Genomic DNA, 20,099 nt, shown 5'->3' with positions numbered 1-20,099 from the left:
GGTAGTGGGTGACAAGAGCGTGACCGGTCCGGTGACGGACCGGTCTCCTCTGCTGTCCGCACTCGGGGTCGAGCTGGACGAGGAGCTGCTGACCCTCGCGCTCACCCACCGCTCGTACGCCTACGAGCACGGTGGACTGCCCACCAACGAGCGCCTGGAGTTCCTGGGCGACTCGGTGCTGTCCATCGTGATCACCGAACGGCTCTACCGGGACCACCCGGACCTCCCCGAGGGGCAGCTCGCGAAGCTGCGGGCCAGCGTCGTCAACATGCACGCGCTGGCGGGCGTCGCCGTGGCGCTGCCCACTCCCGGTGAGTCGTCCGACGGTCTCGGCGCCTACCTGTACCTGGGGCGCGGCGAGGAACTGACCGGTGGCCGGTCGAAGGCCAGCATCCTGGCCGACGCCACCGAGGCCCTGCTCGGCGCCGTCTACCTGCAGCACGGGCTGGAGCCCTCCCGCGAGCTCGTCCACCGGCTGTTCGCCGACCTGCTGCACAGTGCGCCGCTGCTCGGCGCCGGTCTCGACTGGAAGACCAGCCTGCAGGAGCTCACCGCGGCCGGCGGGCACGGCGTGCCCGAGTACCGGATCGACGAGGAGGGCCCGGACCACCTCAAGGTGTTCACCGCGACCGCCGTCGTCGGGGGCCGTGACCTCGGCAGCGGGGCGGGCCGCACCAAGAAGGAAGCCGAGCAGAAGGCCGCCGAGCTCGCCTGGCGCACCCTCTCGGCCGAGAGCACCGGCTCCACGCACTAGATGCCGGAGCTCCCCGAGGTCGAGGTCGTCCGCCGGGGCCTCGCCGACCACGTCCTGGACCGCCGGGTCGCCGCCGTCGAGGTGCTGCACCCGCGGGCCGTCCGGCGGCATCCCACCGGCTCGGCGGACTTCACCGCCCGACTGACCGGGCGGACGCTGCGTGCGGCCGCCCGCCGTGGCAAGTACCTGTGGCTCGAACTCGACACGGCCGAGGCCGGGGACGACGCGCTCCTCGCGCACCTCGGGATGTCCGGCCAGATGCTCGTCGAGGATCCGGCGGAACCCGACGAGAAGCACCTGCGGGTCCGCCTCCGTTTCGACGACGACGGCCCCGAGCTGCGCTTCGTCGACCAGCGCACGTTCGGCGGGCTGTCGGTCCATCCGCTCGCCCCGGCGTCCGGCGGGGGCCTGCTGCCCGAGCCGGTCGCGCACATCGCGCGCGACCCGATGGACCCGGCCTTCTCCGCCGACGACACCGTCGCCGCGCTGCGCCGCAGGCGGACCGAGGTCAAGCGGGCGCTGCTGGACCAGACCGTGGTCTCGGGCATTGGCAACATCTACGCCGACGAGGCCCTCTGGCGGGCGAGACTGCACGGCCTGCGGCCCACCGAGAAGCTCACCCGGGCACAGGGGCACGCCGTGCTCGACGCGGCCACCACCGTCATGACCGCGGCGCTCGCCCAGGGCGGTACCTCGTTCGACGCGCTGTACGTCAACGTCAACGGGGCGTCGGGGTACTTCGACCGGTCCCTGAACGTCTACGGACAGGTGGACCGGGCCTGCCCGCGCTGCGGCACGCCGATCCGGCGGGACGCGTTCATGAACCGCTCGTCCTTCACCTGCCCGCGCTGCCAGCCGAGACCCCGCACGCCGCGCACCTGACCCGCGCGCCGAGCACCTGACCCGCGCGCCGGTGCCGGGCCCTGGCGCACCGGACGCTCGCGCTCGTGCCGGGCCGCCGGGCGGTGCACCGCGCCCCTCGAGCGGCACACCGTGTCCGCCGGCCTCGGCCGTTGCGGTGCATGGCGTACCCGTCGCCGGGGCCGGCTGCGCGCTCGGCCGACGCAGCGGTGCCCGGCGAGTCGCTGGGTCGGCGACCGGGTTGCTGGGGGAGCCCACCGTTGCCGGGGTGCCATCGCGATGCTGCGAACCGCTGCGATGCTGCGAACCGCTGCGATGCTGCGAACCGCTGCGATGCTGCGAACCGCTGCGATGCTGCGAACCGCTGCGATGCTGCGAACCGCTGCGATGCTGCGAACCGCTGCGATGCTGCGAACCGCCGCGAGCTGCGGACCGCCGAGATGCAGCACAGCGCGAATTGTCGATCACTAGGCAACACTGACCTGCATCTCGGCGGGGGTGAACCGGGCCGGTGCGGTGCGGGGCGAGCACGGTGCGGGCCGGTGCGAGGTGCGCTGCGGGGCATGGCGCGGTGCGCTGCGGGGCATGGCGCGGTGCGCTGCGGGGCATGGAGCGGCGCGGTGCGGGGAACGGCGCGGCACGGTACGGAGCGGCGCGGTGCACGGCACGGCGCGGCACGGCGCGGTGCGGTGCACGGCACGGTACGGAGCGGTGCGGTGCGGTGCACGGCACGGTACGGAGCGGCGCGGCACGGCGCGGCACGGGGCGGCACGGCGCGGCACGGCACGGCGCGGCGCGGCACGGCGCGGCACGGCACGGCGCGGCACGGCACGGCACGGCGCGGCGCGGCGCGGGGCACGGCACGGAGCGGTGAGGTGCGGGGCGGGGCTCGGGTTGGAGCGGGCCGCGAAACGGGGCCCGGAGCGGCGCGAGGCGGGTCGCTCATGCGGCGGAGGATGCAACGCGTTCGACACTACTGCGCATCACATAGTACTCTCCGGCGCAGAAGGAGGGGGCGATGGACACCAGCCAGCTGCTCAAGGGGGTGCTCGACCTCGCGGTCCTGGCCGTGCTCGACAAGGAGGACGGCTACGGCTACGAGGTCGTGCGGGCACTGCGCGCGGCGGGACTCTCCGAGGTCGGTGACGCGTCGGTCTACGGCACCCTGCGCCGGCTCTACGGCGCGGGCCTGCTGACCTCGTACGTGGTCCCGAGCGAGGAGGGACCGCACCGCAAGTACTACGCGATCAACGAACCGGGCCGGGCCCGGCTGCAGGAGACGACGGCGCGGTGGCGGACGTTCGCCGCCACGATGGAAGGCCTGGTGGGCACGTGATGGCCGAGAACGGGACCGACGAGACGATCCGGATCGACGACGCGGCCACGGCCGACTATCTCGACGGGTTGCGGTCGGCGCTGGCCGACCTGCCTTCCGCGGAGCTGGCCGAGATCGTCGAGGACGCCCGCGGGCACCTCGCCGACCTCGCGGGTGAGCTGGGGGAGGCCTACGACCGGGCCGCGGTGCACGAGCGCCTCGGGACCCCCGCGGCGTACGCGGCCGAGCTGCGCGCCGCCGCGGGGTTCCCGGCGCCGCCCGGTCCGGAGCCCCGTCCGCGCTGGGCGGCGCGGTTCGCGGTGCTCACGCTGGTCGGCGCGATGCTGCTCGCCGCGCTCGGCGGCGTCATCGGGGTGCCGGAGGGCGGCCTCGCGCTGATCCTCGGGCTCGTCGTCGCAGGGGTCGGGGTGTTGCCGGTGCTGCGGGACGGCCCGCGCCAGCCGACGGCGGGGGCGCTGCGACCGGTCCGGGCGCTCGACCGGCTGCGCGTCCGGGACGGTGCCCCGGCCGAGCCGAACTGGCGGGACCTGCCGGCGTTCGTCGCCGTCCTGCAGCCGGGGTGGTGGGTGCTGCGCGCCGTCGTCGCGGCGGGGGTGGTCGCCGTGATGCTCACGACGGGCGGCTCCACGGCGGTGCTGGTGACGGTGCTCGTCTCGCTGGCGGCCGTGCCGCTCTCGGTCGCGCTCGGGGCCCGCTCCCGGTCCGACCGGCGGCTGCTGTGGGCGGTGCTGCCGCTGAACGTGTTCGCGGCGGGGCTGGTGTTCGCCGCGGCCGGGGCGCTCGCCGAGGACGACGACCCGGTCCGCTACTCCACGCCGTCCGGGCTCACGCTCGACGGCGAGTCGATCACCGACGTGCGCCCGTTCGACGCGAAGGGCAGGCCGCTGTCCGGGGTGTACCTGTTCGACCAGGACGGCACCCCGCTGGTGGTGGACGACTACTGCCCGGTCCGCGGACGCCCGGTGGCCGACGAGCCGGACGCGCCCGGTCCGTACCCCCGGGGGACCCGGACCTCGGACCCACGGACCGGTGAGTGCGTGACGACGCCGCCCGCGCCGATGGTCGTCACGATCCCGGGCGCGACGCCCGCACCCGCCACCTCGGCGGGTGCTCCGCCGTCGGCTCCGCCCGCACCGACCGCCACACCGGCGCCGGCCGCCCCGCGCCCCGGCGGCTGAGCAGCACCGGGGGTGGCCCGCGCTGCAGCGCGGGGACAGGACCTGCCGGACTCGGGGGAGAGCCGGCCACCCGGGCCGGGGGTACGCAGGGGGAGCGTGCCCCGGCCCGCCCGGCGCCGGGTACGCACAGGGGGCGTGCCCGGCGCCCGGGACCGGTCAGAGCCAGTCGTTGAACTTGAACATCGCGAAGAGCCCGACGGCGAGCAGCACCATGAGCCCGAACGCCATCGGGTAGCCGAACATCCAGTGCAGCTCCGGCATGTAGTCGAAGTTCATGCCGTAGACGCCGGCGATCAGGCTGGGCGCGAAGAGGATCGCCGCCCAGGACGACACCTTCTTCATCTGCTCGTTCTGCTGGAACCCGGCCTCGGTCAGCCGCGTCATCTCGTCGTTCTGCCGCTGCGCGACCAGGGTCGCGTTGACGGTGAGGATGTTGCCGAGCAGGTCCCGGAAACCCTCGACCCGCTCACGGACCCTTGTGGCGTGGTCGATGACGTCCCGCATCGCCCGTCGCAGCTCGACGTCCGGGCTCGGCCCGGATTTCGCGAACCGGCCGCGCAGCTCGAGGAAGATCTCCTGCAGCGGTTCCACCGCCCGCTGGAAGGCGATCACCTCGCGGGTCAGCTGGTAGATCCGCCGGGAGACGTGCGGGTCGCCGCGGAAGACCTGCTCCTCGATCTCGTCGATGTCGTCCTGCAGGCCGTCGAGGACCGGGATGTAGTCGTCGACGACCCGGTCGAGGACGGCGTAGAGCACCGCCATCGGGCCGTGCGCCAGCAGCTCCGGGTCACGCTCCAGCCGTTCACGGACCTCGCCGAGGTCCGGCTCGACCGCGTGCCGGACGGTGAGCACGAAGTCCGGGCCGAGGAACAGGTGCACCTCGCCGATCTGCACGACCTCGTCGCGGTCGACGTAGCGGGCCGGGCGCAGCACGACGAACTCGGTGTCGCCGTAGCGCTCCATCTTCGGCCGCTGGTGGGCGTTGACGGTGTCCTCGACGGCGAGGGAGTGGAGGTCGAACTCCTTCGCGAGCTCCTCGATCTCCTCGACGTCCGGGCGGAGCATGCCGATCCAGCAGAAGCTGTACGGGGCGGTGGACCCGTCGCCGTCGCCGGTGTGGTCGCTCCGGCAGCGGTGCAGCTCCTCGAGCGCACCGTCGACCGACGCCGGGGCGGCGGCCCGCCGGCCGTCGACGTACACCGCGTTGTCGATCACCGACATGCCTGCGACCTCCCGCCGACCTCGCGTTCCCGGGTGTCCGACCGGGCCGTCGTGCAGGGTAACCACCCCGCTCACGCTCCGCCGACCGGTCGCGAGCCGCCTCGCCGACCCGCTGGGAGATCCGGGGTACCTCCGGTGGGAGGTGACGGCCCGCGCGGCGCTCCCGGCACGGTCACCCCGTGACGCCGCCCGGACGGTGCAGGTCCGCGACCGCGGCGACGACCGCGCCGGATGAGCTGTGGGAGAGCAGGTGGCCCGCGCCCGCCACCACCGTCGTCTCCGTTCCGAGCATCCGCCGGGCCGGGACGGCGAGCCGGTGCGCCGGGAAGAAGCGGTCACCGGCGCCGGCCAGCACCCGGAACGGCGTCCGCCCCCAGCCGGTCAGCACCGGCGTCGGCAGCGGTGCGGGCGCCAGGCTGGTGCGGGCGTGCCGCGCCACCAGCGTCATCCACTCGATCAACCGGTCCCGCTCCGGGACGGTCGCGCCGCCGTCCATCGTTCCCAGCAGCCGGTCCGACCACCGCTCCGTCCGCCGCAGCGTCCATCCGAGGGCCGCGGTGAGGACCCCGGGATCCACCCGGGCCGTGACGAGGCCCGCGGGCGCCACGAGCACCATGCCCGTGATCCGCGGGGCCGGCTCGGCACACAGCGCCACGGCCGCGCCGAGTGACTCGCCGACGACGACCATCGGCTCGGTGCCGAGGTGGGCCTGCACCTCGGCGAACCACCGGCGGTGCCGCGTCACGCGGTCGTCCCGGTACCGCACGCCGGAGCTCAGGCCGGGCTGGCCCGGCAGGTCGGGCACGGTGACCCGGTGGGTCGCAGCCAGCTCGGTGACGAGCCCGACGGACGCTGCGACGCCGAAGTTGGTACCCGGCAGCAGGAGGACCCGCGGGCCGTCGCCGACGGTCGTCAGGTGGGTGTGCCCCAGCGAGGTACCCACGACCTGCCGCTCGGCGGCGGGCAGGTGCCGGTCCAGCACGCCGCGGCACCAGTCCTGGACGATCCGGCGCCCCGGCTCCGAACGGTAGATCTGCACGAGTGGTCCTCCCGGCGAACGACGGTTCCGCTCGCCGACCAGACTTCCCGGCACACCGAGGACGATCGTAGAGCCACGGGTGCGGCGGCAGGCCTGCCCGGGCCGTCAGGATCCCGTCAAGATCGGGCGGGCCCCGCGGGGGATCAGGAACGGCCGCGTCCGGTGTCGTCGCCGGGCCGTCGTCGCGGCGTTCCCGGGGTCGTCGTCCGCGACCACCGAGGCGATGCCGGCTCAGGTCTCGAACCGGTACCCCATACCGGCCTCGGTGATCAGATATCGGGGTGCGGACGGCACCGGCTCCAGCTTCCGCCGTAGCTGGGCCAGGTAGACCCGCAGGTAGTGGGTCTCGGTGTCGTAGCTCGGCCCCCACACCTCGTGCAGGAGCCGCCGCCGGTCGACGAGCTTGCCGCGGTTGCGGACGAGCACCTCGAGGATCCCCCACTCGGTCGGGGTGAGGTGGACGTCCCCGCCGCCGGAGTCCACGACGGTCTTCGCCGCCAGGTCGACGGTGAAGGCGTCGGTCCTGATCACCGCCTCGCCGTCCACGGTCGTGACGGCGGCCCTGCGGACGGCCGCGCGGAGCCGGGCGAGCAGTTCCGCCATCCCGAACGGCTTGGTGACGTAGTCGTCCGCGCCGGCGTCGAGGGCACGGACCTTGTCGCCGGAGTCGCCGCGCGCGGACAGCACGATGATCGGCACGGCGCTCCAGCCGCGGATCCCCTCGATGACCTCGGACCCGTGCAGGTCGGGCAGCCCGAGATCGAGCACGACGACGTCGGGGTGCCCGTCCGCTGCCCGGCGCAGTGCCGCGGCCCCGTCCTCGGCGAGGAGTACGGCGTACCCGTGCGCCGCGAGGTTGATCCGGAGCGCGCGCAGGATCTGCGGATCGTCGTCGACGACCAGGACCGTGGTCCGCACCCCGGTCACCGCCGGGCTCCCGCCGGCGCAGCGGGCAGTGACACGACCACCGTCAGTCCACCCCCGGGTGTGTCCTCCACGGTCAGGGTGCCGCCCATCGCCGTCGTGAGGCCCTGTGCCACGGAGAGCCCCAGACCGAGGCCGCTGGTCGCATCCCGGTCCCCGAGTCGCTGGAACGCGGCGAACAGGTCACCCATCCGCCGCCGCGGTACGCCGGGACCGCGGTCGACGACACGCAGCTCGACGCGGTCGGAGTGCGCGCTGGCCCGTACCGTCACGCCCCTCCCGCCGTGCCGCAGGGCGTTGTCGATCACGTTCGCGATCACCCGCTCCAGCAGGCCCGAGTCGGCGACGACGTCAGGGACGTCCTCCGCGACCGCGACCGTGACGTCTCCGGCCCCGTCCAGGCCGATCAACGCGGTCGCCACCACCTCGTCGTAGCCGACGGGGGCGAGCAGCGGCGTCACGGCACCCGCGGCCAGCCGGGAGGAGTCGAGCAGGTTGTCCACCAGGTTGCTGAGCCGGTCCGCGGACTCCTCGACGGTGGCGAGCAGCTCCGCGCGGTCGTCGTCGGGGAGCCGCAGCCCGGGATCGCGCAGACTGCCGACCGCGGCCTTGATGGAGGTCAGCGGGGTCCGGAGGTCGTGGCCGACCGCGGAGAGCAGCGCCCCGCGGGTCTCGTTGACCTCTGCCCGGCGTTCGGCGTCGGCGGCACCGGCCTCGGACCGTTGACCCCGCAGTGCCAGCAGCGCCTGCCCGCCGACCGTCTCCAGCAGGCGGCGATCGGCGGCCGGCAGTGTCCGCCCGGTCCCGATCAGGTGCAGGCCGTCGTCGACGAGCACGTCGACGTCGGCCTGCTCGGGGCGGCCACACCCGACCGGTCCGGCGGAGGCGATCACGTTCCAGGCCCGGTCCGGCCCGCGCTCCAGCAGGGCGGCGCAGGTCAGTCCGAAGGTCTCGCGAACCTTGGTCAGGAGGCGTGGGAGCGGGTCCGCCCTGGTGAGGACGGTCCGCGCGAACGACGCGAGCAGCGCAGCCTCGGCCCGGGCCCGCGCGGCCTGCTCCGCCTGCCGGGCCGCGCGGTCCACGACGAGCGCGACCAGCACCCCGGCCAGCAGCAGCGCGACGACGGTGAGCAGGTTCCCGGCGGCGGCCACGTTCAGCGAGTAGAAGGGCTGGGTGAAGAAGAAGTTCAGAAGGATCCCGCCGAGCAACGCCGCGAGCAGCGCCGGGCCGAGGCCGCCGGCCAGCGCTGCGAGCACCGTGGCCAGGAAGTAGAGCACCACGTCGGTGGACAGGTCGACCACCCCGGTGAACGCGACGCCCAGCACGGTTGCGGCGGCCGGGCCGATGACGGCGGTCACCCAGCCCGCGATCTGACGCCCGTAGGGCAGCCCGTTCCGCAGGGTGGGGAGCCGCAGCACCCGTCCGGCACGGTCGTGGGTGACCATGTGGACGTCGATCGGACCGGACTCCTGTACGACCCGCGCCCCGATCCCCGGGTCGAACAGCCGCGCCACCCGGGACCGGCGCGAGGTCCCCAGCACCAGCTGGGTGGCGTTGACCCCACGGGCGAAGTCGAGCAGGGCACGGGTGACGGCGTCCGCCCCGCCGTCGCCGACGGCGGTGTGGAAGCTCGCGCCGACGTCGTCGGCGAGCCGGCGGATCCGGTCGACCGAGCCCACCGGCGCGGCCGCAAGGCCGTCCCCGCGCAGCACGTGGACCGCGATCAGGTCGGCCTTGCCGGAGCGGGTCGCGATCCGGGCGGCCCGCCGCAGCACGGTCTCCGACTCCGCCCCGCCGGTGAGCGCGACGACGACCCGTTCCCGCGTCTCCCACACGTCGGTGACCTGCTCGTCGGCCCGGTAGCGCAGCAGGGCGACGTCGACCTCGTCGGCGACCCAGAGCAGCGCGAGCTCCCGCAGCGCGATCAGGTTCGGGACCTTGAAGTAGTGCCCGAGCGCGGCGTCGATCTTCTCGGCGGGGTAGACGTTGCCGTGCGCCAGGCGCCTGCGCAGCGCCTCCGGGGTGATGTCGACCAGCTCCAGCTGCTCGGCCCGGCGGACGACCTCGTCCGGCACGGTCTCGCGCTGGCGGGCCCCGGTGATCCGGTGCACGACGTCGCCGAGCGACTCCAGGTGCTGCACGTTCACCGTGGAGATGACGTCGATGCCCGCCTCCAGGAGCTCCTCGACGTCCTCCCAGCGCTTGGCGTGCCGCCCGCCGGGCGCGTTGGTGTGCGCGAGCTCGTCGACGAGCACGACCTCCGGGCGCCGGGCCAGTACCGCGTCGAGGTCCAGCTCCTCCAGGACGACCCCGCCGTGCGTCACCCGCCGCCGCGGCACCACCTCGAGCCCCTCCAGCGCCGCGGCGGTCCGGTCCCGGCCGTGCGTCTCGACGACCCCGACCACCACGTCGGTGCCGCGCCCGAGCCTGCGGTGGGCCTCGCCGAGCATGGCGAAGGTCTTGCCGACCCCGGGCGCGGCACCGAGATGGATGCGCAGCTCGCCACGCGGCCCGCCGCGCACCTTCTCGTCGCTCATCGACGAATGATCCCGCATCAGCCGTCCGCGTCCCGGACGGCGAGGTTCAGCTCGGTGACGTTCACCCGCGGGCTGCCGAGGAACCCGAGCGTGCGCCCGGTCGTGGCCTCGGCGACGAGCTCCCGGACCCGGTCCGGGTCCAGGCCGGTGACCCGGGCGACCCGGGGGGCCTGCAGGGCGGCGTACTCCGGGCTGATGTCCGGGTCCAGGCCGGACCCGGACGCGGTCACCGCGTCCGCGGGGACGACCTCGGGCGCGACGCCCTCCCGGGCCGCGATCAGCCGCTGCCGCTCGGTGACGGACTCGACCAGCTCGGCGTCGAACGCACCCTTGTTGGATCCGCCGGACGACGTCGTGTCCCCGGGACCCAGCACGTCGTCCGACGAGCCGGCCGGTCGGGTGTGGAAGTACGGGTCGGCGGCGGGGTCGGCGGCGACCGGGTCGATCCCGATCAGCGACGATCCGCTGCCGCCGGGCAGGATCGAGCCCTCGGCCTGGGCGTTCAGGCCCGGGATCCGGGCCACGCCCCAGATCGCGAGCGGGTAGACGATCCCGCACAGGACCGTCATGACGAGCAGCACGCGCAGGCCGACCGCGGTCTGGCGGCGCAGGGTGGTCAGCATCTTCAGACTCCGGGGATCAGACGGACGAGCAGGTCGATCAGGAAGATCCCGACGAACGGGGTGACGACCCCGCCCACTCCGTAGACGAGCAGGTTGCGGCGCAGCAGGCTCGCCGCCGAGGACGGCCGGTACCGCACGCCGCGCAGCGCGAGCGGGATCAGCACCACGATGATCAACGCGTTGAAGATCACCGCGGAGAGGATCGCGGACTCCGGCGTGGACAGGCCCATGACGTTGAGCAGGCCGAGCGACGGGTAGAGCGCGGCGAACATCGCGGGCAGGATCGCGAAGTACTTCGCGAGATCGTTGGCCACCGAGAACGTGGTCAGCGCGCCCCGGGTGATGAGCAACTGCTTGCCGATCCCGACGATCTCGATCAGCTTGGTCGGGTCCGAGTCGAGGTCGACCATGTTCCCGGCCTCCTTGGCGGCGGAGGTGCCGGTGTTCATCGCGACACCGACGTCGGCCTGGGCCAGCGCCGGGGCGTCGTTGGTGCCGTCGCCGGTCATGGCGACCAGTCGCCCGCCGGACTGCTCGCGCCGGATCAGCGCGAGCTTGTCCTCCGGCGTGGCCTCGGCCAGGTGGTCGTCCACCCCGGCCTCGCCGGCGATCGCGGCCGCGGTGCGCGGGTTGTCGCCGGTGACCATCACCGTGCGGATCCCCATCGCCCGCAGCTCGGCGAACCGCTGCGCCATCCCCGGCTTGACCACGTCGGAGAGCTGGATCACGCCCAGGATCCGCGCGCCCCGCCCGCCCGGGTCGGTGCCGGTCGCCACCACCAGCGGGGTACCGCCGCCGTCGGAGACGGACTCCACCACCCGGTCCACCTCGGCGCGGACCGCGTCGTCGGCACCCGCCGCCCAGCCGAGCACGGCGGCGGTGGCGCCCTTGCGCACGGACACCCCGCCCGCGTCGACGCCGGACATCCGGGTCTGCGCGGCGAACGGGACGAACTCCGCGACGGCCTCGGCGGCGTCGGCCTCGGGGGCCAGCGCGTGCTCGGCCGCGCAGAGCTCGACGATGCTGCGACCCTCCGGGGTCTGGTCGGCCAGGCTGGACAGCCGGGCCGCGCGGGCGAGCTCGTCGAGACCGGTGCCGCCGACCGGGTGCAGCGCGGTGGCCCGCCGGTTCCCGAAGGTGATCGTCCCGGTCTTGTCCAGCAGCAGGGTGTCGATGTCTCCGGCCGCCTCCACGGCACGGCCCGACGTCGCCAGCACGTTGCGCTGCACCAGGCGGTCCATGCCGGCGATGCCGATCGCGGACAGCAGCGCCCCGATCGTCGTCGGGATGAGGCACACCAGCAGCGCCGACAGCACCAGGACCGGTACCTGGGACCCGGCGTAGGCGCTCATCGGCGCGACCGCGACGACGGCGAGCAGGAAGATGATCGTCAGTGCGGCGAGCAGGATCGTCAGCGCGATCTCGTTCGGCGTCTTGCGCCGCGCGGCCCCCTCGACCAGCCCGATCATGCGGTCGACGAAGGACTCGCCGGGCCTCGTGCTGATCTCGACGACGATCCGGTCCGACAGCACGGTGGTGCCGCCGGTCACGGCGCAGCGGTCGCCGCCCGCCTCCCGGATGACCGGTGCGGACTCGCCGGTGATCGCGGACTCGTCGACCGAGGCGATGCCGGAGACGACGTCGCCGTCCCCCGGGATCGTCTCCCCTGCCTCGACGACGACCCGGTCGCCGATCGTCAGCGCGGTGGCGGGCACCTGCTCCGCACGGTCGCTGCTGCCCTCGATCAGCCTGCGGGCGACCGTGTCCCGCTGGGTCGCCCGCAGCGACGCCGCCTGGGCCTTGCCGCGGCCCTCCGCGACCGCCTCGGCCAGGTTCGCGAACAGCACCGTGAACCACAGCCAGATCGCGATCAGCACGGCGAAGACGCTCGGGTCGACCACGGCGAGCACGGTGACCAGCACCGAGCCCACCCAGACGACGAACATCACCGGGTTGCGGGCCTGGACCCGCGGGTCGAGCTTGCGCAGCGCCTCCGGCACGGACTCGATCAGCTGCCGGGGCGCGAACGCCCCGGCACCGACCGGTGCCGCCGGGGTGTCCGGCCGCGGGTCCTCAGCGGGCGCGACGGTCTGGGCGGTCATGACAGTGCCTCCGCGATCGGTCCGAGAGCGAGTGCCGGGAAGAAGGTCAGGGCCGCGACGAGCAGCACGGTCCCGCCGACGAGGCCCGCGAAGAGCACGCCGTCGGTGGGCAGCGTCCCGGCGCCCGCCGGGGTGCGCCGCTGCCCGGCGATCGCACCGGCCAGCCCGAGCACGGCCAGGATCGGCACGAACCGGCCGAACAGCATCGCGATGCCGAGACCGGCCTGGAAGAAGTCGTTCGTGACGGTCAGTCCGGCGAACGCCGAGCCGTTGTTGTTGGCGGCCGACGCCCACGCGTAGAGGACCTCGGAGAAGCCGTGCGCACCGTCGTTGTTCAGGGCGTCGAGCGTGCCGGGGAGCACCACCGCGAGGCCGGCGCCGAGCAGCACCAGCGACGGCATGGCCAGGATCGACACCGCGGCGAACGTGACCTCCCGGCGGCCGAGCTTCTTGCCCAGGTACTCCGGGGTCCGCCCGACCATCAGCCCGGCCAGGAACACCGCGACGATCGCGAGCACCAGCATGCCGTAGAGGCCCGCACCGACCCCGCCGGGCGCGACCTCGCCGAGCAGCATGTTGAGGATCAGCACGCCGCCGCCCGCACCGGAGAAGCTGTCGTGCATCGCGTTGACCGCACCGGTCGAGGTGCCGGTCGTCGAGACGGCCCACAGCACCGAGGCCGGGATGCCGAACCGGACCTCCTTGCCCTCCATCGAGCCGCCCGCGATCAGCGCGGCCGGGCCGTTCGGGAACGCCTCGGCCAGCCACACCAGCGCGGTGAACACCGCCCAGATGCCGGTCATCACCGACAGCAGCACGACACCCTGCCGGACCCGGCCGACCATGACGCCGAACGTCCTGGTCAGCGCGACCGGGACGAGCAGGAGCAGGAAGTTCTCCAGCAGGTTCGTGAAAGGGTTCGGGTTCTCGAACGGGTGCGCCGAGTTCGCGTTGAAGATCCCGCCACCGTTGGTGCCGAGCTCCTTGATCGCCTCCTGGGAGGCGGTGGGCGCGTTCGGCAGGGTGTGCGTCGATCCGTCGACGGTGACGACGTCGACCCCGGCCCGCAGGGACTGGGTGACCCCGGCGGCCACCAGCACGATCGCCGCGACCGCGGCGATCGGCAGCAGGATCCGGGTGACGCCGCGGGTGAGATCGACCCAGAAGTTGCCGATCCGCCCGTCGTCGGCGCCGCTGCTCGCGAACGCGCGCACCAGCGCGACCGCCACCGCCATGCCCACCGCGGCGGACACGAAGTTCTGCACGGTCAGGCCCGCCATCTGCACGGTGTGCCCGAGGACGGCCTCGCCCGAGTAGGACTGCCAGTTCGTGTTGGTCACGAACGACACCGCGGTGTTGAACGCCATCGACGGCGACACCGAGTCGGCGTCGTCGGTGCCGCGGCCGAATCCCAGCGGCAGGAACGCCTGCAGCCGCTGCATCAGGTGGAGCAGCACGATCGAGACGAAGGAGAACCCGAGGACGCCCGCGGCGTAGGTGGTCCACCGCTGGCCGGTGCCGGCGTCCACCCGCACCAGCCGGTACAGCGCCCGCTCGACGCGCCAGTGCCCGGTGTCGGTGTAGACCCGCGCCATCCAGTCGCCGAGCGGCTTCCAGGCCAGTCCGAGGAACAGGACCAGTGCCCCGAGCTGGATCAGCCCGGCGGCGGTGTCGGAGAGCCCGCCCATCAGAACTTCTCCGGGCGCAACAGTGCCACCACCAGGTAGACCAGCAGTGCCAGGGCGATCAGGCCCCCGGCGATGTTCGCGATCACAGCTTCTCCATCCCACGCAGGATCAGCGCGAGGACGACGAAGGCGGCGATCAGCAGCACGGCGTACAGCACGTCGGCCACAGCATGTCCCTTCTCGACTCCCGCCGCGGTTGTGCGGCTGCGGAATCCTGCGCGGTGGCGGACCGGTACGGGCGTGCCGATGACGTGCCGTTGACGGGTGCGACCACTCGTCCTTACGGGTTCCTGACGCCGCTGTGGCGGCGGCCACCCGTCCGGGTCCGTGTGCCGGAGCCCAGCAGGGTTCGTCGTCAGGGTTCCGTCGACGGCGCATGCCGCGCAGCGGGACCAGCGGTGTCCTGGGCGGATGGTGCGCCGCCGCTACGCCGCCGTCCGACGGGCCGGGGTGCCGGCCCGGTGTCGTCGGCTACCGGCCGAAGTCCTGGGTCCAGTAGCCGTCGGCGAGACCGATGCCGATCGTGCGCAGCGAGCAGTCGAGGATGTTCTTCCGGTGCCCCGGTGACTCCATCCAGTCCTGCACCACGGTCGCCGCGTCGGGCTGGCCCATGGCGATGTTCTCCGCGCCGGGGGAGTCGTAGCCGGCGGCGGTGAGGCGGTCGGCGAAGTCGCGGCCGTCGCGGCTGTCGTGCGCGAAGTAGCCGTTCGCGGCCATGTCGTCGCTGTGCGCCTGCGCGGCGGCGGTGATCCGCCGGTCGTGCGTCAGCGGCGCGCAGCCCACCTGCGCGCGCTCGGCGTTGGTCAGTTCGACGACCCGGGCGAGCTGCCCGGACAGACCGGCCACCCCAACCCCGGCCGCGACCCGGTCCGGCACCGCGCGGGGCCCCGGTGCGGGGGCCGGGCGCGGCTCGGCCACGGCAGCCGCCGCGGCGGCCCGGAACGCCTCGGCCGCCTGCTGCGCCGACCGGGCCGGGAAACCCGGGTCGGCCGCAGCGCCCGCGAACGCGGCGCGGGCCAGGCCGGCCGCGTCGAACGCCGGTGGGGGGACGCTCCGGTCAGCGTGATCGACGACGTCGGCCGTGGGGAGCGCGGCCGACGCCGCACCGACGGCGCGCAGCGGGACGGTCTCCGCGACCGGTCCGTCCGGACCGGGCAGCGCCGTGCCCAGCGGTGTCAGCGGCGCGGCCATGGCCAGCACCGCCCCGGCCCCGATCCCGCCGAGCACGGCGACGGGGGCCCGCGGGGTGCGTCGTCCGATCACGGTCGGGTAACGTACCAGCACTGTGAGTAGCAACACAGATTCGTCCGTTCGGCTCACCGCATGGGTCCGAGGGGAGGTGCAGGGTGTCGGTTTCCGCTGGTGGACCCGGGCACGTGCGCTCGAGCTGGGACTCGTCGGACAGGCCCGCAACCTCCCCGACGGCCGGGTGGCGGTGACCGCGGAGGGTGGCCGTCCGGACTGCGAGACCCTGCTCGACCTGCTGAAGGGCGGCGGTACGCCGGGCCGGGTGACCTCGGTCTCCGAGCAGTGGAGCGCCGCGACCGGGACGTTCGCCGGGTTCGTCGAGGCGTAGCCGTCACGGATGCGGGCCCGCCGACGAGTCCCGCCCGGAGCAGCCGGTCGTCACCGGCCCGCACCGCCGCCCGAGGAGGCCCGCATGTCCGTCCGCCTGAACCCGTACCTGCACTTCGAGTCGACCGGCCGCGAGGCACTGGAGTTCTACCGCTCCGTCCTCGGCGGCGAGCTGCAGATCATGACCTTCGGGGACATGGGCGCCGAGGGCCCGGTGCCGCCGCCCGAGGGGGTCATGCACGGCTACCTGGAGACCCCGGACGGCTTCGTCCTGATGGCCTCCGACGGCGAGCCGGGCCGCGAGGCCGGTGCCCCCACCGGCATCTCGGTCAGCCTGTCCGGCGACGACCCCGGCAAGCTCGGCGGCTGGTTCACCGCGCTCGCCGAGGGCGGCACGATCGACGTGCCGTTCGAGAAGCAGATGTGGGGCGACCTGTTCGGGCAGGTCACCGACCGGTTCGGGATCCGCTGGCTGGTGAACGCGGCCGATCCGCAGGCCTGACCCCGGCGCGGCGGGACGACCTGCGGGCCGCCCCGCCGCGTGCCGTCCACGGACCGCGTCCCCGTGCCGATAGCCTGGAAGCTTCCCGCTCACTGGAGACCCGCGCCCGTGCACCTCAAGACGCTGACGATGAAGGGCTTCAAGTCCTTCGCCTCGGCCACCACCCTGCGCCTGGAACCCGGGATCACCTGCGTCGTCGGCCCGAACGGGTCCGGCAAGTCCAACGTCGTCGACGCGATCAGCTGGGTGCTCGGCGAGCAGGGGGCCAAGGCCCTGCGCGGCGGGAAGATGGAGGACGTGATCTTCGCCGGCACGTCCGGCCGGTCGGCGCTGGGCCGCGCCGAGGTCACCCTCACCATCGACAACTCCGACGGCGCGCTGCCGATCGACTACTCCGAGGTCTCGGTGACCCGCCGGATGTTCCGCGACGGCGCGGGCGAGTACGAGATCAACGGGGCCCGGGCCCGGCTGCTCGACGTCCAGGAGCTGCTGAGCGACTCCGGCATCGGCCGGGAGATGCACGTGATCGTCGGGCAGGGCCAGCTCGACGGGGTGCTGCAGTCGAAGCCGGAGGACCGGCGCGCCTACATCGAGGAGGCGGCAGGCGTCCTCAAGCACCGCAAGCGCAAGGAGAAGGCGCTGCGGAAGCTCGACGCGATGCAGGCCAACCTGACCCGGCTCACCGACCTCACCGCCGAGCTGCGGCGCCAGCTCAAGCCGCTCGGCAGACAGGCCGAGATCGCCCGCAAGGCCCAGTCGGTGCAGACCGAGCTGCGCGACGCGCGCCTGCGGCTCGCCGCGGACGACCTGGTGACCCTGCAGGAGGAGATCACCCGCGAGGAGGCCGACCAGGACCAGGCCCGCCGCCGCCGCGCCGAGACCGAGGAGCAGCTCGACACCGCCCGCGAGCGCCAGCAGGAGCTCGAGACGGCCCTCGCCGCCGACGCGCCGCGGCTGCAGGCCGCCCAGGACACCTGGTACCAGCTCTCCGCGCTGGCCGAGCGCCTGCGCGGCACCGTGCGGCTGGCCGAGGAGCGGGTCCGGCACCTGACGTCGTCCGACGCGGCCGAACGCACCCCCGGCCGGGACCCGGACGAGACCGAGGCCGAGGCGGACGCGATCGCCGAGCAGGAGGAGGAGCTCGTCGCCGGGGTCGCCGAGGCGCGCCGCCGGCTCGACGAGGCCGTCACCGAGAAGGCGGAGCGCGAGCGGACCCTCGCCGCGGCCGAGCGCGAGCACCTCGCCGCCGTCCGGGCGATCGCGGACCGCCGGGCCGGGATCGCGACCCTCGCCGGCAAGGCCGACGCGCTGCGCTCCGGTGTCGCGGCGACCGCGGAGGAGATCGAGCGACTGTCCGAGGCCCTCGCCGAGGCGTCGACGCGGACCGAGCAGGCCGAGGCCGAGCTGGAGGAAGCCCGCGAGGGCCTGGGCCTCGACGCCTCCGACGAGAGCGGCGACGCCCTCGCCGAGCGGGTCGAGCAGGCCGAGGCCGCGCACCGCGCCGCGCAGGAGCGGGTGGCGGAGCTGGCCCGCGCCGAGCGCGACGCCGAGCAGCGCCGCGCGCACTGGCGGGCCCGGGTGGAGGCCCTCGAGGTCGGACTCGTCCGCCGCGACGGCACCGGCGCGCTGCTCGGCTCCGGCACGGACGACGCCGCCGACGGCGTGCTCGGCGCGGTCGCCGAGCTCGTCGTGGTGGAGCCGTCGGCCCGGACCGCGGTCGCGGCCGCACTGGGCGAGGTCGCCGAGGGTGTCGCGGTGTCGTCGGTGCCGTCGGCGGCGGGTGCGCTGCGCGCCCTGCGCGACGGCGACGCCGGGCGGGCCGCGCTGCTGGTCGGCGGCGCCGGGGCCGGGGACGGACCGCCCGGGGCGGTGCCGGTGCCCGACGGCCCGCCGCCCGCCGGGCGCTGGGCCGCGTCGCTGGTCACCGCACCCCCTGCACTGGGTGCGCCGCTCGCCGCGCTGCTGCGGGAGGTCGTCGTCGTCGACGACCTGGGCGCCGCGGCCGCCGCGCTGGACGCCCGGCCCGACCTGACCGCCGTCACGACCGACGGGGACCTTCTCACCGCGCACGCCGCCCGCGGCGGTGCCGGGGCCGGGGAGGGCGCGCTGCAGCTGCAGGCCGCCGTCGACGACGCCGTCACCGAGCGGGACGCCGTCGACGCCGAGCTGGAGTCGCTGCGGCCCACCCTGGAGGGCGCCCGCGCCGAGGAGGAGGCGCGCGGCACCGACCTGGGCACCGCCCGGACCGCCGTCGCCGACGCCGACCGGCGCCGCGCCGCGGCCGCGGCCCAGCTGGGCCGCCTGGAGCAGGTCGTCTCCTCCGCCCGGGCCGAGGCGCAGCGGCTGCGCGAGCGGCGGGACGGCGTCGAGACCCGGCGGTCCGAGTCGCTGATCGAGCTGGAGGCCGCCGAGCACCAGCTGTCGCTCGCCGAGGACGCCCCGGTCGACGACGAGCCCGACACCGAGCTGCGCGACGAGGCCGCCGAGAAGGTCGAGGCCGTCCGCTCCGAGGAGGTCGAGTGCCGGCTGGCGCTGCGGACCGCGGAGGAGCGGGCCCGGGCGATCGCCGGGAAGGCCGAGTCGCTGCGCCGCCAGGCCCACTCCGAGCGTCAGGCCCGGGCCCGGGCGGAGGCGGCCGCCACCGAGCGGGAGCGGGCGTCGGAGATCGCCCGGCTCGTCGTCGACGCCGGTGGGACGGCGTCGGAGCGGATCGAGGTCTCGCTCGCCGCCGCGGCCGCGGAGCGCGACGAGATCCAGGCCGCCCGCGCCGACCGGGAGCGCGCCCACACCGAGGCCCGCGAGCAGACCACCCGGCTGACCGGGCTGCTGGAGAAGCTGACCGACGCCGTCCACCGCGACGAGATGGTGCGCCAGCAGACCCGGATGCGGCTCGAGCAGCTGACCGAGAAGATCCTCGCCGACCACGGCATCGGCATCGACGACCTGGTCGCCGAGTACGGCCCGGACGTGCCGGTGCCGCCGTCGGAGGCCGACGTCGCCGAGTACGAGACGGCGAAGGAGCGCGGCGACCAGGTGTCGGCGCCGCCCGCCGTGCCGTTCGACCGGGCCACCCAGGAACGCCGCCTGAAGCGGGCCGAGAAGGACCTCTCGCTGCTCGGCAAGGTGAACCCGCTCGCGCTGGAGGAGTTCGCGGCGCTGGAGGAGCGCTACCGGTTCCTCTCCACCCAGCTGGAGGACCTCAAGAACACCCGGCGCGACCTGCTCACCGTGGTCCGCGAGGTCGACGACAAGATCCTCGAGGTCTTCACGACCGCGTACCACGACGTCGCGCGGGAGTTCGAGACCGTGTTCGCGACGCTGTTCCCGGGCGGCGACGGGCGGCTCGTCCTCACCGATCCCGAGGACATGCTCACCACCGGCATCGAGGTGGAGGCCCGCCCGCCGGGCAAGAAGGTGAAGCGGTTGTCGCTGCTGTCGGGCGGGGAGCGGTCGCTGACCGCGATGGCCCTGCTGGTGGCGATCTTCCGGGCGCGGCCGTCGCCGTTCTACGTGCTCGACGAGATCGAGGCGGCCCTCGACGACGTCAACCTCCGCCGGCTCATCTCGCTGATGGAGGAGCTGCGCGCGGCCAGCCAGCTCATCGTCATCACCCACCAGAAGCCGACGATGGAGGTCGCCGACGCGCTCTACGGCGTCTCCATGCGCGGCGACGGCATCACCCAGGTGATCTCGCAACGGTTGCGACCGGCGTCGTAGCGCGGTGTCCTGTGCGCCCGGGTGCACCGGGCGTGGCAGGGTT

16 protein-coding genes are annotated in these 20,099 nt (G+C 74.4%); 7 read left to right on the top strand and 9 right to left on the bottom strand.

Annotated features, from left to right (window positions below; translation table 11 throughout):
• Nucleotides 1-4 precede the first annotated feature (4 nt).
• From rnc to PP1_RS09340, 4 genes are all read left to right on the top strand, one after another.
• A complete protein-coding gene (gene rnc / locus PP1_RS09355; protein ID WP_010232333.1) occupies nucleotides 5-754 on the top strand; it encodes a ribonuclease III in 750 nt (249 codons plus the stop codon).
• Nucleotides 755-1,636: a bifunctional DNA-formamidopyrimidine glycosylase/DNA-(apurinic or apyrimidinic site) lyase gene (gene mutM, locus PP1_RS09350; protein ID WP_075314043.1), complete on the top strand. Its 882-nt coding sequence runs from the start codon at nucleotides 755-757 to the stop codon at nucleotides 1,634-1,636.
• A 997-nt stretch (nucleotides 1,637-2,633) separates the two neighbouring features.
• A complete protein-coding gene (locus tag PP1_RS09345) occupies nucleotides 2,634-2,951 on the top strand; it encodes a PadR family transcriptional regulator (RefSeq protein WP_060573378.1) in 318 nt (105 codons plus the stop codon).
• Nucleotides 2,951-4,129 (top strand): HAAS signaling domain-containing protein, encoded by a 1,179-nt coding sequence (locus PP1_RS09340; RefSeq protein ID WP_075314045.1) that lies wholly within the window; start codon nucleotides 2,951-2,953, stop codon nucleotides 4,127-4,129. Before PP1_RS09345 ends, PP1_RS09340 begins: the two co-directional genes overlap by 1 nt.
• A 156-nt stretch (nucleotides 4,130-4,285) precedes the next feature.
• Here PP1_RS09340 and PP1_RS09335 read toward each other — a convergent pair whose 3' ends face one another.
• The 9 genes from PP1_RS09335 to PP1_RS09295 form a co-directional block, all read right to left on the bottom strand.
• Nucleotides 4,286-5,350 (bottom strand): magnesium and cobalt transport protein CorA, encoded by a 1,065-nt coding sequence (locus tag PP1_RS09335; RefSeq protein ID WP_060573374.1) that lies wholly within the window; start codon nucleotides 5,348-5,350, stop codon nucleotides 4,286-4,288.
• Between the two features lie 172 nt (nucleotides 5,351-5,522).
• Complete coding sequence (locus PP1_RS09330; RefSeq protein WP_010234955.1) at nucleotides 5,523-6,389, bottom strand: alpha/beta fold hydrolase; 867 nt, start codon at nucleotides 6,387-6,389, stop codon at nucleotides 5,523-5,525.
• Nucleotides 6,390-6,620: 231 nt separating this feature from the next.
• Entirely contained in the window at nucleotides 6,621-7,316 is a 696-nt protein-coding gene (locus tag PP1_RS09325) for a response regulator (protein WP_010234953.1), read from the bottom strand.
• Complete coding sequence (locus PP1_RS09320) at nucleotides 7,313-9,850, bottom strand: sensor histidine kinase (protein ID WP_033200063.1); 2,538 nt, start codon at nucleotides 9,848-9,850, stop codon at nucleotides 7,313-7,315. Before PP1_RS09320 ends, PP1_RS09325 begins: the two co-directional genes overlap by 4 nt.
• A gap of 17 nt (nucleotides 9,851-9,867) precedes the next feature.
• On the bottom strand, nucleotides 9,868-10,473 hold the full coding sequence (locus PP1_RS09315; protein WP_010234948.1) for a potassium-transporting ATPase subunit C: 606 nt from the start codon (nucleotides 10,471-10,473) through the stop codon (nucleotides 9,868-9,870).
• Nucleotides 10,474-10,475: 2 nt separating this feature from the next.
• On the bottom strand, nucleotides 10,476-12,575 hold the full coding sequence (gene kdpB / locus PP1_RS09310) for a potassium-transporting ATPase subunit KdpB (RefSeq protein WP_010234946.1): 2,100 nt from the start codon (nucleotides 12,573-12,575) through the stop codon (nucleotides 10,476-10,478).
• On the bottom strand, nucleotides 12,572-14,263 hold the full coding sequence (gene kdpA, locus PP1_RS09305) for a potassium-transporting ATPase subunit KdpA (protein ID WP_010234945.1): 1,692 nt from the start codon (nucleotides 14,261-14,263) through the stop codon (nucleotides 12,572-12,574). The genes kdpB and kdpA overlap by 4 nt, the downstream gene beginning before the upstream one ends.
• Entirely contained in the window at nucleotides 14,263-14,640 is a 378-nt protein-coding gene (gene kdpF / locus PP1_RS31565; RefSeq protein ID WP_082399074.1) for a K(+)-transporting ATPase subunit F, read from the bottom strand. The genes kdpA and kdpF overlap by 1 nt, the downstream gene beginning before the upstream one ends.
• 93 nt (nucleotides 14,641-14,733) lie before the next feature.
• Nucleotides 14,734-15,525, bottom strand: coding sequence for a CAP domain-containing protein (locus PP1_RS09295; protein WP_249265950.1), 792 nt, complete (start codon nucleotides 15,523-15,525; stop codon nucleotides 14,734-14,736).
• A gap of 22 nt (nucleotides 15,526-15,547) precedes the next feature.
• Between PP1_RS09295 and PP1_RS09290 the strand changes: the two genes are divergently transcribed.
• From PP1_RS09290 to smc, 3 genes are all read left to right on the top strand, one after another.
• Nucleotides 15,548-15,838, top strand: a complete 291-nt coding sequence (locus PP1_RS09290; protein ID WP_029239800.1) for an acylphosphatase — start codon at nucleotides 15,548-15,550, stop codon at nucleotides 15,836-15,838.
• 84 nt (nucleotides 15,839-15,922) lie between these two features.
• Nucleotides 15,923-16,339, top strand: coding sequence for a VOC family protein (locus PP1_RS09285; protein WP_010237268.1), 417 nt, complete (start codon nucleotides 15,923-15,925; stop codon nucleotides 16,337-16,339).
• Between the two features lie 108 nt (nucleotides 16,340-16,447).
• Nucleotides 16,448-20,056, top strand: a complete 3,609-nt coding sequence (gene smc, locus PP1_RS09280; protein ID WP_075314047.1) for a chromosome segregation protein SMC — start codon at nucleotides 16,448-16,450, stop codon at nucleotides 20,054-20,056.
• Nucleotides 20,057-20,099: the final 43 nt, after the last annotated feature.

The sequence above is a fragment of the Pseudonocardia sp. P1 genome, from assembly GCF_000178675.2.
GTDB lineage: Bacteria > Actinomycetota > Actinomycetes > Mycobacteriales > Pseudonocardiaceae > Pseudonocardia.
This window is presented reverse-complemented; position numbering and strand designations above follow the sequence as displayed.